The sequence below is a fragment of the Arthrobacter sp. P4_H3 genome, assembly GCF_056400885.1.
This window is the reverse complement of sequence record NZ_JBFUKK010000036.1, coordinates 1-18,362: the sequence shown is the minus strand read 5'-3', so window position 1 is coordinate 18,362 and position 18,362 is coordinate 1. Positions and strand designations below refer to the sequence as shown.

Below are 18,362 nucleotides of genomic sequence, written 5' to 3'. Positions count from 1 at the left end.
GCGCAGAGCACAATAGTTTTCCGAAAACGGCGCCGCCGGGTCCCGCCGACTAGGCTGGGCTGGACCGTCAAGAGCTGCAGTCAGGAGAACCCATGGGGCGCCCGCTCCTACCGCTGATATCCGTGGAGGCCCTCACCACGGCCGCCCTGGAGCTGGTCGATGAGAGCGGCGACTTCAGCTTCCCGAAACTGGCGAAGAGGATCGGCGTCAGCCAGTCCTCCATCTACAACCACGTCAGCGGCCGGGACGAGATCCTGGAGCTCCTGCGCCACCGGATCATCACCGAAGAGCCGTATCCGCCGGTGAACCACAGCGACTGGGAAGCCGCCCTGCGGGTCCTGATCCGCGCCTACCGGGACGCGTTCGTGCGCCACCCGCGGCTGGCGCCGCTCCTGGTCCTGCAAACGATCACTGATCCGGACGTCATCGGCCTGTACGAAGACTTGGCGCTGGCCCTTGAGGCGGCAGGATTCGGGGGACGGGACGTGGTGGCGGCCATCTCCACGATCGACAGCTTTGCCCTCGGCGCGGCCCTGGACCTGGCGGCTCCGGAAGTTGTCTGGGACCCGCCGGCGGAGGGCTACCCCACGCTCAAGCGCGCACTCGGCAATGCCGGCCCGTCGGAGGAACGGGGCGGGCACGCCTTCGACTTCGGCCTGGATGTGATCATCGGCGGGCTCCGGGCGAAGCTGACGGGGTAACGCCTTCGGGGACAATTCCAGGCGTCAGTTCCGCGACACCGCGTCCGCCCAGCCCGGGCTCAGCCGTCCGCCGGTGCCGGGCTGGACGCGAGGTTCCGGGTGGCAGGGCCCTGGATGACGGTACCGTCGGTGCTGAACCGGGAGCCGTGGCACGGGCAGTCCCAGGTAACGTCTGCCGGGTTGAACTCCACGGTGCAGCCCAGATGGGTGCAGACGGCCGATACGGCGGTGACGTCGCCCGCGGGACCGACGTAGACGGCGGTCTTTGCCCCGTCCACGTCCACCACGCTTCCCCTCCCCCGAACGAGGTCCGACCGGGTCACAACAGCCCCGCTCGGTGCGGCGGCAGTTTCGGGCGCCTCGCTGGCAGGCGCGGCGACGTCCTCCCCGTCGGCCGGTGCTGCGTCCGGGGCAGCTGCTGCCGGCGCGCTTTCAAGGACTCGGGTGCTGTCAAACACTGCCGCCCACGGGTTGTGCCGGCCGCACAGCGTGTCCCGAAGGATCAGGGCTGCGGCGGTGCCGTTGGTCAGGCCCCATTTGCGCAGTCCCGTGATCACGTGAACGTGCTTGGACTCCGGAGACATGAGCCCCACGTAGGGCAGCCCGTCTGCAGGCATGGCGTCCTGGGTGGACCAGCGGTAGACGATTTCGTCGACGCCCAGGCGGTCGCGGGCAAACCCGCTGAGCCGCCGGTACCGCTCGGCGGAATCGGTGCGCTCCGACGCGGGGTGGCCTTCCCCGCCGGCCAGTACGTAATTGGTTCCGTCGAGGCCGATGGTCAGGATGGAGCGCATCGGCTGGTCCGCGCTGAGGAACGTGGAGTCCAAGGGAGGAAGGGCCGTCCGTCCGGCCACGATATAGGAGCGGTGCACGTAGCACCGCTCATCAAAGATTCCATTGTCCTCAATGGGCATATTCGTCGCCACAATGATCTCCCGGGCCCGGACCGAGCCCCCGTCCGTGTCGACCACTGCCGGCGAACCGTCCCGGAAGCCCGTGGCAGGCGACTCCTCGAAGACAAAGCCACCCTCCCCGTCGACGGCGCGGGCCAGGCCCTGCACGTACCTGAGCGCGTGGATCTGCGCCTGGCCGTCGAAGCGGACCGCGCCCTTGACCGCAAAGGGCAGCGGCACTTCGGTGGTGAAGGACGCCGGAAGTCCGAGCCTGCCAGCCAGTGCCGCTTCCTCCCGGACCAGATCGAGGGTGCGCTCCGATTCGGCGTACGTGTAGTTGGATACCCGACGGAAGCCGCAGTCGATGCCTTCTTCGGCCACAGTGCCGGCCACATGCTGAATCGCGGCTTCGTTCGCCTCCCCGTAGAAGCGGGCTGCCTCGGCGCCGTGCCGGCCTGCCAGCTCGGTGTAGGCCAGCCGGTGCAGGGAAGTGACCTTGCCGGTGGTGTTCCCGGTGACTCCGGTGCCCACCCGGGCCGCTTCCAGCACGGCCACCGTCTGCCCTGCCCGCTTCAGGGCCAGTGCAGCGGTCAGGCCTGCGATGCCGCCACCGATCACGGCCACATCGACGTCGAGATCCGTGTTGAGGGCAGCGTAGCCCGTGGATGCGCTGGTAGCCGCCCAGAGGGAAGCAAACGTACCTGCTGGCTGCTCACTCATGACATCCGCTTTCCATGCAGTTGGGCTTCCCTGGGCCGGGCTGTCAGTCCCCGGTGGTCTTCGCCGCCTTGGCAGCGGCCTTCGCGGCCTGCTTGCTGGCGCGCACCTTGGCCAGTGATTCCGGATCCACGATGTCGGCGACGGACAGGAAAGCGTCCTCCTGGCCGTAGTGGCCGGCAGCCTCGCGCCAGCCTTCGGCCTGGAGGCCGCACTGCTTCCCCAGCAGGGCCAGGAAGATCTTCGCCTTTTGCTCGCCGAATCCCGGCAGGGCCTTGAGCCGGCGCAGCACCTCCGGGCCGTCGGGGTTGCCATGCGTCCAAATGGCCGTGGCGTCCCCGCTCCAATCACTGTGCACGGTTTCGGCAAGGGCCTGGACACGTCCGGCCATGGATCCCGGGAAGCGGTGCACGGCCGGGCGTTCCTTGAACATCTCGACGAAGCCCTGCGGGTCGTACCCGGCGATCTCCGCGGGGTCCATGGATCCAATGCGCGTCCGGATCTTCTCGGGACCGGCAAACGCTGACTCCATAGTCACCTGCTGGTCCAGCAGCATGCCTGTGAGCAGCGCAAACGCGTCGTCGCTGAGTAGTCTGTCGGCGGCGGGGTCCCCTGTGATGTGCAGTTCCATGCGTCCTATCCTGCCACCCGCTCCGGCGCGCGTCATGGGGGTTGGCGGCTGCGTTGACGCTAGGCGGCTTGCGACCGGCCCTTGATCCGCCCGCGCAGGGCGACGATACCCCACACGGCCAACAGCACAGCCACGAGCAGCAGCCCGGCATCGCCCAGGTCTATAGCGCCGAGCCAGGTGGTGAGGGGATCCTCCAAACCAAAGGCGGTGTTGAAGAATCCGCCCAGGGTGATGGCCGAAATGAACAGGGCGGACACAGCCGAGATGCCGGTGATCAGGGTGTTAAAGCCAAGCTTGCGTTGCGGATTGTGGATGGCCGATCTGTACATGCGCATCATGGCGACGCCGTTGGTGGTGTCGCAGAGCGTCATGGCGGCCGTGAATGCCAGCGGCAGCGCCAGGAGGGCCAGCGGGGAAACTCCGGCGAGGGACGCCGCCGTCGTCATCACCAGGAGCCCGATGGTGGTGGCCGTATCGAAACCCAGCCCGAACAGAAAACCGATCACGTAGATGTTCCGCGGCCGCTGGACCCGGGACAGCGGCTTGGCCAGCAGGCGCGCCACGAACCCCTTCGCTTCAAGGTCCCCGTCCTGCACTTCGCCGCCGCCCTGCACCTTCCGGTACGCCTGCGCGGCCCGCAGGAACGCCGAGCCGTTGAACAGGCCCATGGCCAGCAGGAACAGCCCGGAGACGCCGCTGCCGATCAGGCCCAGCACCAGGTTTCCGGTGGTCCCGTCCTCCATGAACTGGCCCACCATGGCTGCGCCGCCCACCACCAGGACCCCGGCCAGGATCACCACGGAACTGTGCCCCAGGCTGAACGCGAACCCGACGCTCACGGGATCCTTCCGCTGCGCCACGAACTTCCGCGTCGAGTTGTCGATGGCGGCGATGTGGTCCCAGTCGTAGCTGTGTTTGATGCCGGCCAGGTAGGCGGTGAGCACCAGGCCCAGGGCCAGCGGCTGTCCCGCCGCCGCTGTTCCGGCCCCAAGGCTTCCGGCCCCAAGGCTTCCGGGCCCCAGACTTCCGGCCAGGAGGAGTACGACGGCGGCAACGTGCAGTGCGGCCACCGCACCGAAAGCGAAGAGCATCCGGGTCCGGAGCGGCAGCTGCTCACGTTCCCTGTACATCGCGGCGAACTGGGTCAGCGTGGTCATCAGTACTTCCTCAGGTTCAGGGGCGCCTGCCCGTGCCAGCGTTCACGCAGCCGGGCGGTACAGGCGCCCAGCAGCCGGTTGAGTTCCTCCGTGGAGTCGGACAGCGCCCGAAGCACCAGGCCGGTTGTTCCCCCGATTGATGCGGTCAGGGAGACTCCGGTGTAGGCGTCGCGGCCGGCCGTGAGCCCATGGAGCTCGTCGGCCAGCGCCTGGTCCACTCGCGGATCCACCACCACCAACGAGCCCAGGTGGCTGCGGCCTTCCATAAACCCCATCCCGGTGACGTCGTGGAGGGACGGCCGGATCAGCAGGTTGTCCAGGGCCAACAGTTCGGTGCCGCCGGGGGCCTCCACATGGATCTCGGTGCGGAGCCGCAGTTCCTCGTACCGGAACGACGCCCCGTCGGGGGACCACCCCGACGTGACAACTTCAGCGATCACCAGGCTCGATGACGGCCGCACGGTGACGTGCGTGTTCTGCCGGTAGCGGGCCTCCCGGTAGGCGATCAGCTGGTCCGGAGCCAGCTCCAGTCGCGCCCGCTCCCCCAGCCGCAGGGTCATCCGCTGCTCGGCAAACGACCCCGGAGTCCGGTAGATCTTCGTGGCGGACTGTGTGGTCAGCACCAACGAAGCCCCGTCCCCAACCTCCACATCCATGACATAAAGATCAGCCCCCAAATACGCCCCGCCGGGATTCACAACGACGTAGCAAACCTGCCCGCTCTCATCCAGGTAGTGCGGCCGCAAAACCCTCAAGGCGCCCTGATGAAACTGGTGCGCGGCCACTGATCTGGCCCCGCGATGCTCGATGCGCAGCTCAAGCTTCCCCATAGGCGGCTTCACGGCGGGCGCGGGCGCAGGTGCGATGACCGCCTTAGGCGCGGGGGCCGCCGTCGTGCTCACGGTGCCAGGTCGAGCATCAGGACATCGCGCCGCACCCAGTCGATCACGGCGTCGAGGCCTTCGTCGGTTTTGAGGTTGGTGAAGCAGAACGGTTTCTCGCCCCTGAACTCCTTGGAGTCCCGTTCCATGACTGAGAGGTCCGCCCCGACGTGCGGGGCGAGATCGGTCTTGTTGATGATGAAGAGGTCGGACTTGATCATGCCCTGGCCGGCCTTGCGCGGGATCTTTTCACCCTGCGCCACATCGATGATGTAGATGGAGAAGTCGACCAGCTCGGGGCTGAATGTGGCGGAGAGGTTGTCGCCACCGGATTCCACGAAGATGACCTGCAGGTCCGGGTGGCGCTTCTTGAGCTCCTCGATGGCCGCGGTGTTCATGGACGTGTCCTCGCGGATGGCCGTGTGCGGGCAGCCGCCGGTTTCGACGCCGATAATCCGGTCCTCGGGCAGGATACCGTTGGCGGCCAGGATCTTGGCGTCCTCGATCGTGTAGATGTCGTTCGTGATCGCGGCCATGGAGATCTCGCGGCTCATGTGCCGGGTGAGCCGCTCCACCAGCTGCGTTTTGCCGGCGCCGACCGGTCCGCCGATGCCGATCTTGATGGGTTCAGACATTCTGTCCTCCTGCTAGCTCATGAACATTCGGGCACGTTGACGTTCGTGCCGCATCTGCGAAATTTCCAGTCCGGGGCTGACCGCTCCGAAGTCGTCCGGCGCCAGGCGGGCGATCCGCCCGACGGCGGCAGCGACGTCGTCGGCCGCCTTCCGCAGCAGCCGCTGGCCGGCGTTCTGCCCCAGCGGGATAGCGCGGACGGCGTTCTGGGTCAGGGAGGTGACGGCGGCAAAAAGGTACGCGGCGAGCGCTTCGGTCAGCGGGACGCCGAGGGAACGGGCGACGACGGCGAACGCCAGCGGCTGGTGGCCGTCGGCGCGGCCGGTGGCCACCAGCTCCCGGTATGCCTTCAGCTCCGGGGAAGGGAAGACTTCGGAGCCGATCTCCAGCAGCCGCGTCCCCATCTTGATGCTCGCCTCCCGCAGCTGCCGCGGCAGGAGCTGTGCCGTCAGCAGCGCATCCAGCCCGGCAACGGGGACACCCTCATACAGAAACCGGATGGCCAGCCCGTCGGAATAGGAAAGCTGCTGCCCCACAAAAGCAGAAAGCCACACCCCGAAGCTCGCCTCATCCTGGACCAGTCCACGCTCGATATAGGTCTCAAACCCGAGCGAGTGCGCAAACGCCCCGGTGGGCAGCGCGGAGTCCGTCAGCTGCTGCAGGGCGAGCTGGTAGCTGTTCGCTGAAGCCGACGGCGCGTCAGTGCGAATGTTCAGCATGGCGGAAGGGGACGGGCATCACGCGTTCCTGGCGGTCGTAGGGCACTCCGACGTGTTTGAGGTAGTCCTCCACGGTGTGGTCGTACTGGCACACCATTACTTCGGCACCGTATTCGGAGGCGGCGTCGAAGAACTGGGCCTGCAGGTGCCGGTTGCCGAGCGAGTGCGCCACCACGCCCATTTCGTGGATGGTCCGGGGAGCCACCACCAGGACGTCGGTGGGCAGTACGGACACCACGATCATGTTTGTGTCGGCGATGTGCAGGATGTCGCCGTCACGGAGGTCGCCGGAACCGGACGGCAGCCGGATGCCGAGCTCCTTGCCGTGGTCCGTGGTGACTCGTTGGATGCGCTTGACCAGCTGGGCGCTGGGCAGCACCACTTTCTCCTGGTGCAGTCCGGCGAAAGCCCCGGTCTCTGCGGCGGTGAGGTCGTGCAGGTTGCCGAGGATTTTCTCGATGATCACATGGGCTCCGGGGGTCGGGAACTTAGAAGAGGAAGTAGCGCTGTGCCATGGGCAGCACGTCCGCCGGTTCGCAGGTGACGTCCTCGCCGTCCACGGTCACCTTGTAGGTTTCAGGGTCCACCTGAATGTCCGGGGTGGCGTCGTTGTACTTGAGGTCGGCCTTGGTCAGCGAACGGATCCCGGACACGGGCCGGATGACTTTCTGCAGGCCCAGCTCTTCGGGAACCCCTGCGTCGATGGCGGCCTGCGACAGGAAGGTGATGGAGGACTGCTGCACCGCCTTGCCGAAGGCAGCGAACATCGGGCGCATGGTGCGCGGCTGCGGGGTGGGGATCGATGCGTTGGCGTCGCCCATCAGGGCGTAGGCGATCTGCCCGCCCTTGAGCACCAGCTCGGGCTTGACCCCGAAGAACGCCGGGTCCCAGAGCACCAGGTCCGCGAACTTGCCTTCCTCGACCGAGCCAATGGAGTCGGCCATGCCCTGGGCGATGGCGGCGTTGATGGTGTACTTCGCCACGTAGCGCTTGAGCCGGAAGTTGTCGCTGCCTTCCGAACCGTGCGCCCCGGCTGCGCCCTCCCCCCGGGGGTCCTTCAGCACGCCGCGCTGCTTCTTCATCTTGTCCGCCACCTGCCAGGTGCGGGTGATCACCTCGCCCACCCGGCCCATGGCCTGCGAGTCGGAGGAAGTGATGGCGAAGATTCCCAGGTCCTGCAGGACATCCTCCGCGGCGATGGTCTCGGCGCGGATGCGGGAATCGGCGAACGCCACGTCTTCCGGGATGTCCGGGTTGAGGTGGTGGCACACCATCAGCATGTCCAGGTGCTCTTCGATGGTGTTACGCGTGTACGGCAGCGTGGGGTTGGTGGAGGCAGGCAGGACGTTGGGGAGTCCGGCGATCTTGATGATGTCCGGGGCGTGGCCGCCGCCGGCGCCTTCAGTGTGGAAGGTGTGGATGACCCGGCCGCCGATGGCCCGGATGGTGTCCTCCACGAAGCCGCACTCGTTGAGGGTGTCGGTGTGGATGGCCACCTGGACGTCGTATTCGTCCGCCACCTTCAGTGAGTTGTCGATCGAGGAGGTGGTGGATCCCCAGTCCTCATGAACCTTGAGCCCGATGGCACCGGCCCGGATCTGCTCGGCCAGTGGTTCGACGGCGGAGGCGTGTCCCTTGCCGAAGAGGCCGATATTGATCGGCATCCCTTCGGTGGCCTGGAGCATCCGCTGGATGTGCCATTTCCCCGGGGTGACGGTGGTGGCCTTGGTGCCTTCGGCCGGCCCGGTTCCGCCGCCCACCATGGTGGTCACGCCGCTGGCGAGGGCGGTGGGCACCTGGTCCGGGGAGATGAAATGGATGTGCGTGTCCACGCCGCCGGCCGTGAGGATCTTCCGCTCTCCGGCGATGATTTCGGTGCTGGCGCCGATGACGATGTCCACGCCGTCGGTGATCTGCGGGTTGCCCGCCTTGCCGATCTTGAAGATGTGGCCGTCCCTGAGCGCGACGTCGGCCTTGTAGATGCCGGTGTAGTCCAGGATCACGGCGTTGGTGATCACGGTGTCCGGAACGTCCTCATCCCGAAGGACCTGGCCGTTCTGGCCCATGCCGTCACGGATCACCTTGCCGCCGCCGAACACCACTTCCTCGCCGTACACGGTGAGGTCCTTTTCGATCTCGAGGAACAGTTCGGTGTCCGCGAGGCGGATGGCGTCCCCCGTCGTCGGGCCGTAAAGGTCCGCATACTGCCTGCGTGTCAGCTCGAAGCTCATGTGGCCTCCCCCTTGGCTTCCTGCCGGGGATTGCCGGCGTCGAGCGGCCCGTTGACCGCGTTGCTGAGGCCGTGAACCTCGCGGCTGCCTGCCAGTTCGATCAGCCGGACGGTCTTGCTGTCCCCCGGTTCGAACCGGGCGGCGGTGCCCGCCGGAATGTCCAGCCGGCGGCCGTAGGCAGCCTTGCGGTCAAATTTAAGGGCAGCGTTCGCTTCGGCAAAGTGGTAGTGCGAGCCCACCTGCACGGGCCGGTCGCCGGTGTTGACAACCACGACGTCGATTGCCTCGCGTCCGGCATTGACCACCACAGGCGCTGAGCCCAGAACGTACTCACCTGGAATCATGGCCCGCCCCTATCGGATCGGATCGTGGACGGTGACAAGCTTGGTGCCGTCCGGGAACGTGGCCTCGATCTGGACGTCGTGGATCATTTCGGGCACGCCTTCCATCACGTCGTCGCGGCTCAGCACGGTGGTGCCATAGCTCATGAGTTCAGCGACAGTGCGGCCGTCCCGGGCACCCTCGATCAGTTCGTAGCTGATGATCGCCACGGATTCAGGGAAGTTCAGCTTCAGCCCGCGGGCCTGGCGGCGCCGGGCAAGGTCCGCGGCGACCACGATCATGAGCTTTTCCTGCTCACGGGGCATCAGATGCATCAGAAAATCCCTTCAACGGCCCGGCTCGGTCCTATGTTTATAGACCCGAAGCATCGGGCTTAGCCAGACCTGCCGGCGCACTCCTGTCAGAGCACCTACGACTATGGTTCGTGACCACAATAGGCCGGTCAGGTTTCCGTGAGATTTCCTGGGTCCGTCTCCCGGCTCGAGGGACGGGGGGAGACTGTGTGGCGGTGCTTAGCCTTCGCAATCAACGCAATAGGCGTGGCCGTTCTTTTCGCGGGCGATCTGGGACCGGTGCCGGACCAGGAAACAGGAGTAGCAGGTGAATTCGTCCTGCGCCTGCGGGATGACCTGGACCACCAGTTCCTCGGCGACGAATTCGCCGCCGGGGACCATGCCATCGTCGAGTGCGTCGGCCTCATCCAGCTCTCGGACAACGCTTCGTGCATCAGGGGCGTTCGCGGACTGGAGCGCTTCCAGGGAGTTGTCCTGGGATTCCTTGACGTCGGATCGGACTTCGTCGTAATCGGTTGCCACTTAGGGGGTTCTCTTTTCTAATGTTCTTGTCTGACGGCAATGCAACATACACCATCGCGCCCTTATTCCCTGCCAGTAAGACAGACTGCGTCGGAGATACGCGGGGGACCCGTCAAGTTTAGAGCGCTTTCCCGCAGGTTAAGTACAGGCGCCTTTAGTACAGACGCTGGATGCACAAACGCCGAAGTTCAGGTAGCGGCAGGTCAGGCGACGGGCGCCGCCGTCGAGTCCCTGACCACCAGTTCGGTGGCCAATTCAACGTGTGTTGATTCCAGGGTTTCCCCGTTGGCCAGCCGCAGGACGGAGCGGAGGGCCGTCCGTCCCATTTCCTGAAGGGGCTGCGCCACGGACGTCAGGCGGGGAACCGACTGTTCGGTGATGTCCGTCCCGTCGAAGCCCACCAGGCTCAGCTCTTCAGGCACACGGATGCCCTGCAGGCGGGCCTCGTCCAGGACGCCGAGCGCTATTGCATCGTTGCCGGCGAAAATTGCCGTGGGCCGGTCTGCGAGAGCGAACAGCCGGCGCGCACCGGCGACACCAAAGTGGCGCTGGAACTGGCCGGTCACGATGTAGTCCGGATTCGCCGGGATGCCGGCGGCACGCAGGGCGGCCAGGTATCCATGGAGCCGGGCCACGCTGCATTCGGCGGCCTCAGGTCCACCCAGGAACGCAATTTTCCGGTGCCCCAAGGAGATCAGGTGCTCGGCGGCCGCCTTGCCACCGGCCCAGTTGGTGGCGCCGACGCTGACAAACCCGGAACGGGGCGGGTTGAGCGGGTCGATAACCACCACGGGGATGTTCCGGCGCCGGAAGGATTCCAACTGGCCGGGCGTGACTTCGGATGTCACCAGGATGAGCCCCTTGCGGCCTGCATCGAAAAGCCGCTGGGACCATCGCTCGTGGTCCGTGTTCTGCAGCTTGTCCGGAGTCACGCTGCTCAGGACCACCTCCACACCCTCCTCGGCGGCGCAGCCGACAATCCCTGACATCACTTCCAGGGAGTACGAACTGTTCAGGCCGTCAAAGACCAGGTCCACGAGCGCCGGCCCGGTGGACCTGACCCTGCGCTGCATCGGCGACTCATATCCCAGCTTCGCCAGGGCCTTCTGGACGCGGGCGCGGGTGGCCTCCGCCACGTCGTCGCGGCCGTTGATGACCTTGGAAACGGTGGGAGTGGACACTCCGGCAAGCGCCGCGACGTCGGCCAGGTTCAGCTTGGCCTTCGGTGTCTTTGCAGGCATTCCAGCAACTTTCTCGAAAAATTTCGGCAACTGAAGTCTGCCCCAGCCAAGGCGCCGCCGTCAACATTCGCATGAAAACCCTTGACGCACGGTCGCAATCGGCACTAACTTCTATCTCAGTCAACGAATTAGTTGCGAAATATTTCGAACAGTTCCCAAACCTTCGCCGCCCGCCGGGCCGGCACCCACCCAGCGCCGCAATGCCGCGGCTCTTTTCAATGGAGATCAGAATGGAACCACGCCTTTCGTCACGCAGGTCATTCCTTGCGCTTGCGGCCCTCACTCCCCTGGCAGCCTGGACGGTGACCGCCTGCGGCACGTCCGGCCCGGGCACGGCGCCCGCCGGCGGGGCCACCTTCTGGTCGCTGACCGGAGAACCCAATGAATCCATCCGGAAAAAGAGCCTGGAGGCCTTCAACGCGGCCAATCCGGATGCCAAGATTGTGGCCACCGTCTTCCAGAACGATGCCTACAAAACCAAAATCAAAACCGCCATCGGTGCAGGCCAGGCTCCCACCATCATCTACGGCTGGGGCGGCGGAACGCTGAAGACCTACGCGCAGGCCGGACAGGTGGAGGACCTCACGGGCTGGTTCGATGCGAATCCGGACGTCAAGGCCAAGCTGTTCCCGTCCTCCTTTGCGGCCGCCACCGTTGACGGCAAGATCTACGCCGTTCCCACGCAGACCGTGGCCCCGATCGTCTTCTACTACAACAAGGAACTCTTCGCGAAGGCCAATGCCCAGCCGCCCAAGACCTGGGACGATCTCATCGCCCTGACCAAGACCTTCAATGACATGGGAGTTGCCCCCTTGTCGCTCGGCGGCCAGTCGCGCTGGACGTCCATGATGTGGCTGGAATACCTGCTGGACCGCATCGGCGGACCGGAAGTCTTCCGGGCGATCTTCGACGGCAAGGCCAAGGCCTGGTCCGATCCGGCAGTACTCGAAACCTGCGCCAAGATCCAGGAGCTGGTCACGGCCAACGGTTTCATCAAGGGATTCTCCTCCATCACGGCGGACAGCAACGCCGACCAGGCTCTGCTGTTTACCGGCAAGGCGGCCATGATGCTGCACGGGGCCTGGACCTACGGCGGGATGAAGCACGACGGCGGCACGTTCGTCCAGGACGGAAAGCTCGGCTGGTTCGAATTCCCCGCCGTCAGCGGCGGCAAGGGCGATCCCCTGAACACTGTGGGCAACCCCGCCCAGTACCTGTCGATCTCCGCCAAGGCGAGCGACGCGGAAAAGGATGCGGCGAAGAAGTTCTTCAAGGACGGCCTGCTCACCACAGATGAGATCACCGCTTACATTTCCTCCGGCGCCGTGCCCATCGTGCAGGGCATCGAGGACAAGCTCACCGCCAGCGAGGACAAGGACTTCCTGAACTACGTGTACACGCTGAGCAAGAACGCCCCCAGCCTGCAGCAGTCCTGGGACCAGGCCCTAAGCCCCACGGCCGCGGAAGCCCTGCTGAGCAACATCGACCAGCTGTTCCTGAAGTCCATCACCCCGGCGCAGTTTGCCGAGAACATGAATGCGACGCTTGGGAAATGAGCGCCGCCCCACTCACAGCGCGGAAGCCTCCAGCATCGGACGGTGCAGCCCGGGAACTTACAGGCCGGAACCGTTCTGCCGGTGAGGGCAGGGCACACCGCGGATCGCTGGGCTGGATGGTCCTCCCCGCCCTCCTGTTCTTCGCGGTCTTCGCCGTCCTTCCGCTCCTTGGCGTCGTTGCCCTGAGCTTCACCAACTGGGACGGCATCGGCGCGATCAGCATGGCCGGCGCGGACAACTGGCTCGCCGTCCTGTCCGATCCCGTCATGTACAACGCGGTCTGGCTGACCTTCGTGATCATGGTGGTGTCCTGGCTGGTGCAGACACCGATCAGCCTGCTGCTGGGCACTTTCACTGCCGGCAGCCAGAAGTACCGGGCGGTACTGGCCGTGCTCTACTTCCTGCCGCTGCTGCTCTCGTCGGCGGCCATCGCCATCGCCTACAAGGCACTCCTGGACCCCAACTTCGGGCTGGCGGAAGGCCTCGGACTGCCGTTCCTGGCGCAGGACTGGCTCGGCCAGCCCCAACTGGTGCTGTTCCTGGTGATCTTCGTGATCGCATGGCAGTTTGTGCCGTTCCACACCCTGATCTACCAGGGCGGTGTCCGGCAGATCCCCAAGTCCCTCTACGAGGCTGCCGAGATCGACGGCGCGGGCCGGGTGAAGCAGTTTTTCTACATCACGGTGCCGCAGCTGAAATACACCATCATCACGTCCTCCACCCTCATGGTGGTGGGCTCGCTGACCTACTTCGACCTGATCTTCGTGCTCACCGCCGGCGGGCCGGGCAACTCCACCAGGATCCTCGCCCTGGACATGTACCTGACCGGGTTCCGGGCCAACCTGATGGGCCCCGCCAGCGTCATCGCCGTCATCCTGGTGGCGGTGGGACTCGGCCTGGCCCTGCTGCTGCAACGGCTGGGCGGCAAGAACTCCGGCGGCAGCCAGCTGGAAGGACTCTAACCATGAGCGTCACCCTCACCAACGCAACGCCGGCGGCCCTTGCCCCCACGGAGCCGAAACCCAACCGGGGCCTCGGCCGCCGGCTCCGGAAACTGAATCTTCCGGGCGGACTGGGCGGCTGGATCTGGCTTGCCGTCATCATCATCCCCATCTATTACATCGTCATCACCAGTTTCAAGAGCCAGGCGGGATACTTTAGCGAGAACCCGCTGGCACCGCCGTCGAACCCCACGCTGGACAACTACCGGATGGTGCTGGAGGCCGATTTCGCGCGGTACTTCCTCAACAGCTCGCTGGTGACGGCGGGAGCCGTCCTGCCCACGGTGCTGTTTTCCTTCATGGCGGCCTTCGCGATTGTCCGCGGGCGCGGCCGCTTCCTGAAGCTGGTCAACGGCCTGTTCCTCATGGGCCTGGCCATTCCGCTGCAGGCCACCATCATTCCGGTGTACCTGCTGATCATCCGGCTGAACCTCTACGACAGCCTGCTGGCCCTGATCCTGCCGTCCATCGCGTTCGGCATCCCGCTCACGGTGCTGATCCTGGCCAATTTCATCCGGGACGTGCCGGACGAGCTGTTCGAATCCATGCGCCTGGACGGCTGCAACGAGTGGCAGACCATGTGGCGGCTCGCGCTGCCGCTGGTGAAGCCCGCGATCGTCACCGTGGCCATCTACAACGGGCTGGGTGTGTGGAACGGCTTCCTGCTCCCGCTGATCCTCACCCAGAGCCCGGAATTGCGGGTGCTTCCGCTGGCGCTCTGGACCTTCCAGGGCCAGTACAGCGTGAACATCCCCGCGGTGCTGGCCTCCGTGGTCCTCACCACCCTGCCCATCCTCGTCCTGTACGTCGTAGGCCGCCGCCAGCTGCTGAGCGGACTCACCGCAGGTTTCAGCAAGTAGCCCGTCAATGGAGAACACACCTATGAGTACGCCCGAACACGGTACGCCCGAAACCCCCGTCCCGCCGATCCGCGTAGGCATGGTGGGCCACGCCTTTATGGGCGCCGCCCACTCGCACGCCTGGCGGACTGCGCCGAGATTTTTCGACCTTCCGCTGGTCCCCGAGCTGAGTGTGCTTGCCGGCCGGGACAGCGTCCGGGTGGCCGCCGCCGCCCGCCGCCTGGGCTGGGCCGGCACCGAAACGGACTGGCGGGCGCTGGTGGAACGCGACGACGTCGACCTCGTGGACATCTGCACCCCCGGCGACACCCACGCGGAGATCGCCATCGCCGCCCTGCGGGCCGGCAAGCACGTGCTCTGCGAGAAGCCGCTGGCCAACAGCGTTGCGGAGGCCGAGGAGATGGCAGAGGTTGCCGCGGAGGCTGCGGCCCGCGGTGTCTTCGCGATGTGCGGGTACTCGTACCGGCGCACCCCCGCCCTCGCTCTGGCCCGGTCCATGGTGCGCGACGGCAAGCTGGGAACCATCCGCCAGGTGCGCGCACAGTACCTGCAGGACTGGCTGTCGGACGAGAACGCCCCGCTGACCTGGCGGATGGACAAGGCAAAATCGGGGTCCGGGGCCCTCGGCGACATCGGCGCGCACAGCATCGACGCCGCCCAGTTCGTCACCGGCCAGAGCATCACCGGCGTTTCGGCCATCATGGAGACCTTCACCAAGGAACGTCCCGTAGGCGGCGACTTCGTGGGCCTGGGCGGGAACGGCGCGGCGGGTGCCGACGTCGAGCGCGGACCGGTGACCGTGGACGATGCGGTGATCTTCAGTGCACGGTTCGACGGCGGCCCCATCGGCGTCTTCGAGGCAAGCCGGGTGGCGCTCGGCAGGAAGAACGCCATGCGCCTGGAAGTGAACGGCTCCCGCGGGTCCATCGCCTTCGACTTCGAGGACATGAACTACCTGAACTACTACGACGGCGGCAGTGGCGCCGACCGTGAATCCCTCGGGTTCCGCCGGATCAACGTCACGGAGGCGCATCACCCGTACACCGGCAACTGGTGGCCGGTGGGCCACGGGCTCGGCTACGAGCACGGCTTCACGCACCAGGTGGTGGACCTGGTGACGGCCATCGGGGCCGGGACCCAGCCCACGCCGTCGTTCTCTGATGCTCTCCAGGTGCAGCGGGTGCTGGCGGCAGTGGAACACAGTGCAGGCAAGGATTCCCGCTGGACTTCAGTGGACTGACGAAGAGGAAAAGACAATGACTGCTACAAAAAATGCTTTGGTGGTGCGGGGCGGCTGGGACGGCCACCAGCCTGTCGAAGCCACCGATCTCTTTATTCCGTTCCTCCGCGAAGAGGACTTCACCGTGCGGGTGGAGGAGTCGACGGCGGTGTACGCGGACGCCGCGTACATGACCGGCGTGGACCTGATCGTGCAATGCAACACCATGACCACCATCGAGAAGGCCGAATTCGAGGGGCTCCGCTCCGCGATCGAGACCGGCACCGGAATGGCGGGCTGGCACGGCGGCATCGCCGATTCGTACCGGAACAACTCCGACTACCTGCACCTGGTCGGCGGGCAGTTCGCCTGCCATCCGGTCAAGGACCACGGCGAGCTGCACGGGGACGCCACGGACAACTTCCGGACGTACACCGTGAACATGCTGCCCGCCGCGGCCGAACACCCGATCACCGCGGGAATCGGCGATTTCGACCTCTTCACGGAACAGTACTGGGTGCTGTCCGACGACTACATCGACGTGTTGGCCACCACCACGCTGCCCGCCCGGGACAAGGACGCGTGGCACCGGGACGTGGTCGCACCCGCGGTGTGGACGCGGTCGTGGGGCGAAGGCCGGATCTTCGTGGCCACCCCCGGGCACAGCGTGGAGATCCTCAAGGACAACAACGTCCGCACCATCATCGAAAGGGGCATGCTGTGGGCGAGCCGCTAGGAAACACCACAAAGGAACCCGCGTCCGCGCCACCGCTGAGGATCGGAGTGGTTGGCTGCGGCAACATCATCGCCGCGTACCTGGCCACGTTCCCACGGCTGGCGAGCGTCCGGCTCGTTGCCGTCGCAGACCTCGATTCCTCCCGCGCGGAGGCCGTGGCGGCCGGGCAACCAGGCGTGCAGGCGCTGGGCGTGGACCAACTGCTCGCGGACCCGGAGGTGGATCTGGTCCTGAACCTGACCATCCCGGCAGCCCACGCGGACATCGCGATGCGTGCCATCGCCGCCGGCAAGGCGGTCTACGGGGAAAAGCCGCTGGCCGCCACCACCGAGGAAGCGCGGAAGGTGCTCGAGGCCGCAGCGGCGGCGGGCGTCGTCGTCGGCTGCGCGCCGGACACGGTCCTGGGGACCGGCATCCAGACTGCCCGCAAGGCGATCGACGACGGCCGGATCGGGGCGCCGATTTCAGCGACGGCCACCATGGTGACGCCCGGGCATGAGCGCTGGCATCCGCACCCGGACTTCTACTACGTGCCCGGCGGCGGGCCGCTGCTGGACATGGGCCCGTACTACGTCTCGGCGCTGGTCACGCTGCTGGGGCCGGTGGCCTCCGTGATCGGCGCGGCAAGCCACACCCGCGGCACCAGGACCATCGGCACCGGGCCGCGCGCCGGCGAGACCGTTCCGGTCAGCACGGACACGCATGTGACAGGGGTGCTGGTGCATGAATCCGGCGCGCTCTCCACACTCGTGATGAGCTTCGATGCGGTGGCCACGCAGGCCGCCAACCTGGAGATCCACGGCGAAACCGGATCGCTGATCGTGCCCGATCCCAACCACTTCGACGGCGAGGTCAAGCTCCGCACGCTGGGCGGCGAGGGCTGGGAGGCGCTGCCCGTCTCGGCCGGCTACGTGGATTCCGCCCGAGGCTACGGACTGCACGACCTCGCCCGGACTCCGGCCGGCGAGGAGCCGCGGGCCGGCGGGGAACTGGCCTTCCATGTGCTCGAGGTGATGGAGTCCGTGCTGGAATCAGCGGCCCTGGGGCAGGCGGTGAAGGTTGCCAGCCGGTGCGGGCGGCCCGAGGCGGTGCCGCTGACTGACCTCGGCGCCTAGCTGTCCTTGGCGGCGAAGTGGGGGCGAATCCGCGAGGCGGCGGCGCCGGCGCTGCTACTGTCGGTTGATCTCGCTCCATGGCGTTAAGGTCTCCATTATCGAAGGCGACAAGGCGCCGCTAACGGTGCCCTGCGCGTGTGCAGCTGGCGTCACCATCCAGCCCAATACTGATCCGCGCCGCAGCGCTGAGAGACATGGCGGAGCGGTCAGTGAAGCGGCCACAACCCGAAATTGCTGGACAGCACGCAGGTTCCACGGGCGATTTCCGCCACCAGCATGGGTATGTCAGCAGCTCCGGGCAGCTACGAAGTGCACTTCATCTGCGAAGGGCCGCCCGAAGCCCAGTTTTCGTTGTCCAGCTGGGCAGGGGTCGAAGTTCTGGCCCCAGTGCACATGCCATGCACCGGGGACGTCTTTAGAGCGTCGGTGAAGCTGTCCACCAAGAGGGCTGATTTCAACATGGTCCCGAGTAACGGGGCAGAAGGCCGTTACGCTTTCAGGCCCGTTCCATCCGCCTCGCCTGTTGCCCAGCGCTGGACACCCCTCACGGACCTTGAGCCGGCGGACAGCTCGTCGGAAAGGCAGTGCCGCCAGGCACGTCAGTTTTTGGTGGGTCACGCCGGCTCAAGACCTCTTCCAGTTTTACCGTTTTTTGTCAGTGCCTGCTGTCATGCTGTGGGTATGGACGGCAAAGCAGTTGCGGAGACGTTGGAGGCCATGGCGGCCTCCCTTGTTGCTCTGGCTGCATGTGCCCGTCGCGGGGCCGGGAATGTGGCTTCGAGTCCCAACCCTCTTCAGGACGAAGCGGACGCATGCCTGGACGGTATGACTGCGGCGGGCAGTATGGAAGCCATGATGGCTGCGCTGAAAGTGCACTTCGCCGACGGATACGCCCACGCTGCCGCGGCCATGGC

The 18,362-nt window shown here is 66.1% G+C and carries 19 protein-coding genes and 1 pseudogene; 8 read left to right on the top strand and 12 right to left on the bottom strand.

Annotated elements, in window-relative coordinates; genetic code table 11:
- Window positions 1-92 precede the first annotated feature (92 nt).
- Window positions 93-701, top strand: coding sequence for a TetR/AcrR family transcriptional regulator (locus tag AC1DRE_RS24680; protein WP_476987099.1), 609 nt, complete (start codon window positions 93-95; stop codon window positions 699-701).
- 59 nt (window positions 702-760) lie between these two features.
- Here AC1DRE_RS24680 and AC1DRE_RS24675 read toward each other — a convergent pair whose 3' ends face one another.
- The 12 genes from AC1DRE_RS24675 to AC1DRE_RS24620 all read right to left on the bottom strand — a co-directional run bounded on the left by AC1DRE_RS24675 (window position 761) and on the right by AC1DRE_RS24620 (window position 10,961).
- Window positions 761-2,314, bottom strand: coding sequence for an FAD-dependent oxidoreductase (locus tag AC1DRE_RS24675; protein ID WP_476987098.1), 1,554 nt, complete (start codon window positions 2,312-2,314; stop codon window positions 761-763).
- 43 nt (window positions 2,315-2,357) lie between these two features.
- On the bottom strand, window positions 2,358-2,942 hold the full coding sequence (locus AC1DRE_RS24670; RefSeq protein WP_476987097.1) for an HhH-GPD-type base excision DNA repair protein: 585 nt from the start codon (window positions 2,940-2,942) through the stop codon (window positions 2,358-2,360).
- A gap of 59 nt (window positions 2,943-3,001) precedes the next feature.
- A complete protein-coding gene (locus AC1DRE_RS24665) occupies window positions 3,002-4,099 on the bottom strand; it encodes a HoxN/HupN/NixA family nickel/cobalt transporter (RefSeq protein ID WP_476987096.1) in 1,098 nt (365 codons plus the stop codon).
- The gene (locus AC1DRE_RS24660) at window positions 4,099-4,929 is read right to left on the bottom strand and encodes an urease accessory protein UreD (protein ID WP_476987095.1); all 831 of its coding nucleotides are present in this window, start codon (window positions 4,927-4,929) and stop codon (window positions 4,099-4,101) included. Before AC1DRE_RS24660 ends, AC1DRE_RS24665 begins: the two co-directional genes overlap by 1 nt.
- A 68-nt stretch (window positions 4,930-4,997) precedes the next feature.
- Entirely contained in the window at window positions 4,998-5,615 is a 618-nt protein-coding gene (ureG, locus tag AC1DRE_RS24655; protein WP_476987094.1) for an urease accessory protein UreG, read from the bottom strand.
- A 12-nt stretch (window positions 5,616-5,627) separates the two neighbouring features.
- The gene (locus tag AC1DRE_RS24650; RefSeq protein ID WP_476987093.1) at window positions 5,628-6,332 is read right to left on the bottom strand and encodes an urease accessory protein UreF; all 705 of its coding nucleotides are present in this window, start codon (window positions 6,330-6,332) and stop codon (window positions 5,628-5,630) included.
- Window positions 6,313-6,798: an urease accessory protein UreE gene (gene ureE, locus AC1DRE_RS24645; RefSeq protein ID WP_476987092.1), complete on the bottom strand. Its 486-nt coding sequence runs from the start codon at window positions 6,796-6,798 to the stop codon at window positions 6,313-6,315. The genes AC1DRE_RS24650 and ureE overlap by 20 nt, the downstream gene beginning before the upstream one ends.
- Window positions 6,799-6,820: 22 nt before the next feature.
- Complete coding sequence (gene ureC / locus AC1DRE_RS24640) at window positions 6,821-8,563, bottom strand: urease subunit alpha (protein ID WP_476987091.1); 1,743 nt, start codon at window positions 8,561-8,563, stop codon at window positions 6,821-6,823.
- A complete protein-coding gene (locus AC1DRE_RS24635; protein ID WP_476987090.1) occupies window positions 8,560-8,907 on the bottom strand; it encodes an urease subunit beta in 348 nt (115 codons plus the stop codon). The genes ureC and AC1DRE_RS24635 overlap by 4 nt, the downstream gene beginning before the upstream one ends.
- 9 nt (window positions 8,908-8,916) lie before the next feature.
- Window positions 8,917-9,219, bottom strand: a complete 303-nt coding sequence (locus AC1DRE_RS24630; RefSeq protein ID WP_104173882.1) for an urease subunit gamma — start codon at window positions 9,217-9,219, stop codon at window positions 8,917-8,919.
- Window positions 9,220-9,417: 198 nt separating this feature from the next.
- Window positions 9,418-9,720: a DUF4193 domain-containing protein gene (locus AC1DRE_RS24625; protein WP_104173883.1), complete on the bottom strand. Its 303-nt coding sequence runs from the start codon at window positions 9,718-9,720 to the stop codon at window positions 9,418-9,420.
- Between the two features lie 203 nt (window positions 9,721-9,923).
- Window positions 9,924-10,961, bottom strand: a complete 1,038-nt coding sequence (locus AC1DRE_RS24620; protein WP_476987089.1) for a LacI family DNA-binding transcriptional regulator — start codon at window positions 10,959-10,961, stop codon at window positions 9,924-9,926.
- A 230-nt stretch (window positions 10,962-11,191) separates the two neighbouring features.
- On the opposite strand from AC1DRE_RS24620, the gene AC1DRE_RS24615 reads away from it, so the two are divergent.
- From AC1DRE_RS24615 to AC1DRE_RS24585, 7 genes and pseudogenes are all read left to right on the top strand, one after another.
- A complete protein-coding gene (locus AC1DRE_RS24615; RefSeq protein WP_476987088.1) occupies window positions 11,192-12,517 on the top strand; it encodes an extracellular solute-binding protein in 1,326 nt (441 codons plus the stop codon).
- Window positions 12,518-12,633: 116 nt separating this feature from the next.
- Window positions 12,634-13,479, top strand: a complete 846-nt coding sequence (locus tag AC1DRE_RS24610) for a carbohydrate ABC transporter permease (protein ID WP_251042507.1) — start codon at window positions 12,634-12,636, stop codon at window positions 13,477-13,479.
- Window positions 13,480-13,481: 2 nt separating this feature from the next.
- Window positions 13,482-14,378 carry a carbohydrate ABC transporter permease gene (locus AC1DRE_RS24605; protein ID WP_476987087.1) on the top strand — a complete coding sequence of 299 codons (897 nt, stop codon included), beginning with the start codon at window positions 13,482-13,484 and terminating at the stop codon, window positions 14,376-14,378.
- A 22-nt stretch (window positions 14,379-14,400) separates the two neighbouring features.
- The gene (locus AC1DRE_RS24600) at window positions 14,401-15,618 is read left to right on the top strand and encodes a Gfo/Idh/MocA family protein (protein ID WP_476987086.1); all 1,218 of its coding nucleotides are present in this window, start codon (window positions 14,401-14,403) and stop codon (window positions 15,616-15,618) included.
- 16 nt (window positions 15,619-15,634) lie between these two features.
- Window positions 15,635-16,333: a ThuA domain-containing protein gene (locus tag AC1DRE_RS24595; protein WP_476987085.1), complete on the top strand. Its 699-nt coding sequence runs from the start codon at window positions 15,635-15,637 to the stop codon at window positions 16,331-16,333.
- A complete protein-coding gene (locus AC1DRE_RS24590) occupies window positions 16,318-17,448 on the top strand; it encodes a Gfo/Idh/MocA family protein (protein WP_476987084.1) in 1,131 nt (376 codons plus the stop codon). The genes AC1DRE_RS24595 and AC1DRE_RS24590 overlap by 16 nt, the downstream gene beginning before the upstream one ends.
- Before the next feature lie 681 nt (window positions 17,449-18,129).
- Window positions 18,130-18,362 (top strand): annotated as a pseudogene (locus AC1DRE_RS24585) (HNH endonuclease signature motif containing protein); the annotation flags it as partial.

Bases quoted from the DNA above. Each gene is read 5' to 3' on its own strand.
- AC1DRE_RS24595 (WP_476987085.1), top strand. From the start codon at position 15,635: ATGACTGCTACAAAAAATGCTTTGGTGGTGCGGGGCGGCTGGGACGGC.
- AC1DRE_RS24665 (WP_476987096.1), bottom strand. From the start codon at position 4,099: ATGACCACGCTGACCCAGTTCGCCGCGATGTACAGGGAACGTGAGCAG.
- AC1DRE_RS24620 (WP_476987089.1), bottom strand. From the start codon at position 10,961: ATGCCTGCAAAGACACCGAAGGCCAAGCTGAACCTGGCCGACGTCGCG.
- AC1DRE_RS24605 (WP_476987087.1), top strand. From the start codon at position 13,482: ATGAGCGTCACCCTCACCAACGCAACGCCGGCGGCCCTTGCCCCCACG.
- AC1DRE_RS24615 (WP_476987088.1), top strand. From the start codon at position 11,192: ATGGAACCACGCCTTTCGTCACGCAGGTCATTCCTTGCGCTTGCGGCC.
- AC1DRE_RS24650 (WP_476987093.1), bottom strand. From the start codon at position 6,332: ATGCTGAACATTCGCACTGACGCGCCGTCGGCTTCAGCGAACAGCTAC.
- AC1DRE_RS24610 (WP_251042507.1), top strand. From the start codon at position 12,634: ATGGTCCTCCCCGCCCTCCTGTTCTTCGCGGTCTTCGCCGTCCTTCCG.
- AC1DRE_RS24660 (WP_476987095.1), bottom strand. From the start codon at position 4,929: ATGGGGAAGCTTGAGCTGCGCATCGAGCATCGCGGGGCCAGATCAGTG.
- AC1DRE_RS24600 (WP_476987086.1), top strand. From the start codon at position 14,401: ATGAGTACGCCCGAACACGGTACGCCCGAAACCCCCGTCCCGCCGATC.
- AC1DRE_RS24675 (WP_476987098.1), bottom strand. From the start codon at position 2,314: ATGAGTGAGCAGCCAGCAGGTACGTTTGCTTCCCTCTGGGCGGCTACC.
- ureG (WP_476987094.1), bottom strand. From the start codon at position 5,615: ATGTCTGAACCCATCAAGATCGGCATCGGCGGACCGGTCGGCGCCGGC.
- AC1DRE_RS24630 (WP_104173882.1), bottom strand. From the start codon at position 9,219: ATGCATCTGATGCCCCGTGAGCAGGAAAAGCTCATGATCGTGGTCGCC.
- AC1DRE_RS24680 (WP_476987099.1), top strand. From the start codon at position 93: ATGGGGCGCCCGCTCCTACCGCTGATATCCGTGGAGGCCCTCACCACG.
- ureC (WP_476987091.1), bottom strand. From the start codon at position 8,563: ATGAGCTTCGAGCTGACACGCAGGCAGTATGCGGACCTTTACGGCCCG.
- AC1DRE_RS24670 (WP_476987097.1), bottom strand. From the start codon at position 2,942: ATGGAACTGCACATCACAGGGGACCCCGCCGCCGACAGACTACTCAGC.
- AC1DRE_RS24635 (WP_476987090.1), bottom strand. From the start codon at position 8,907: ATGATTCCAGGTGAGTACGTTCTGGGCTCAGCGCCTGTGGTGGTCAAT.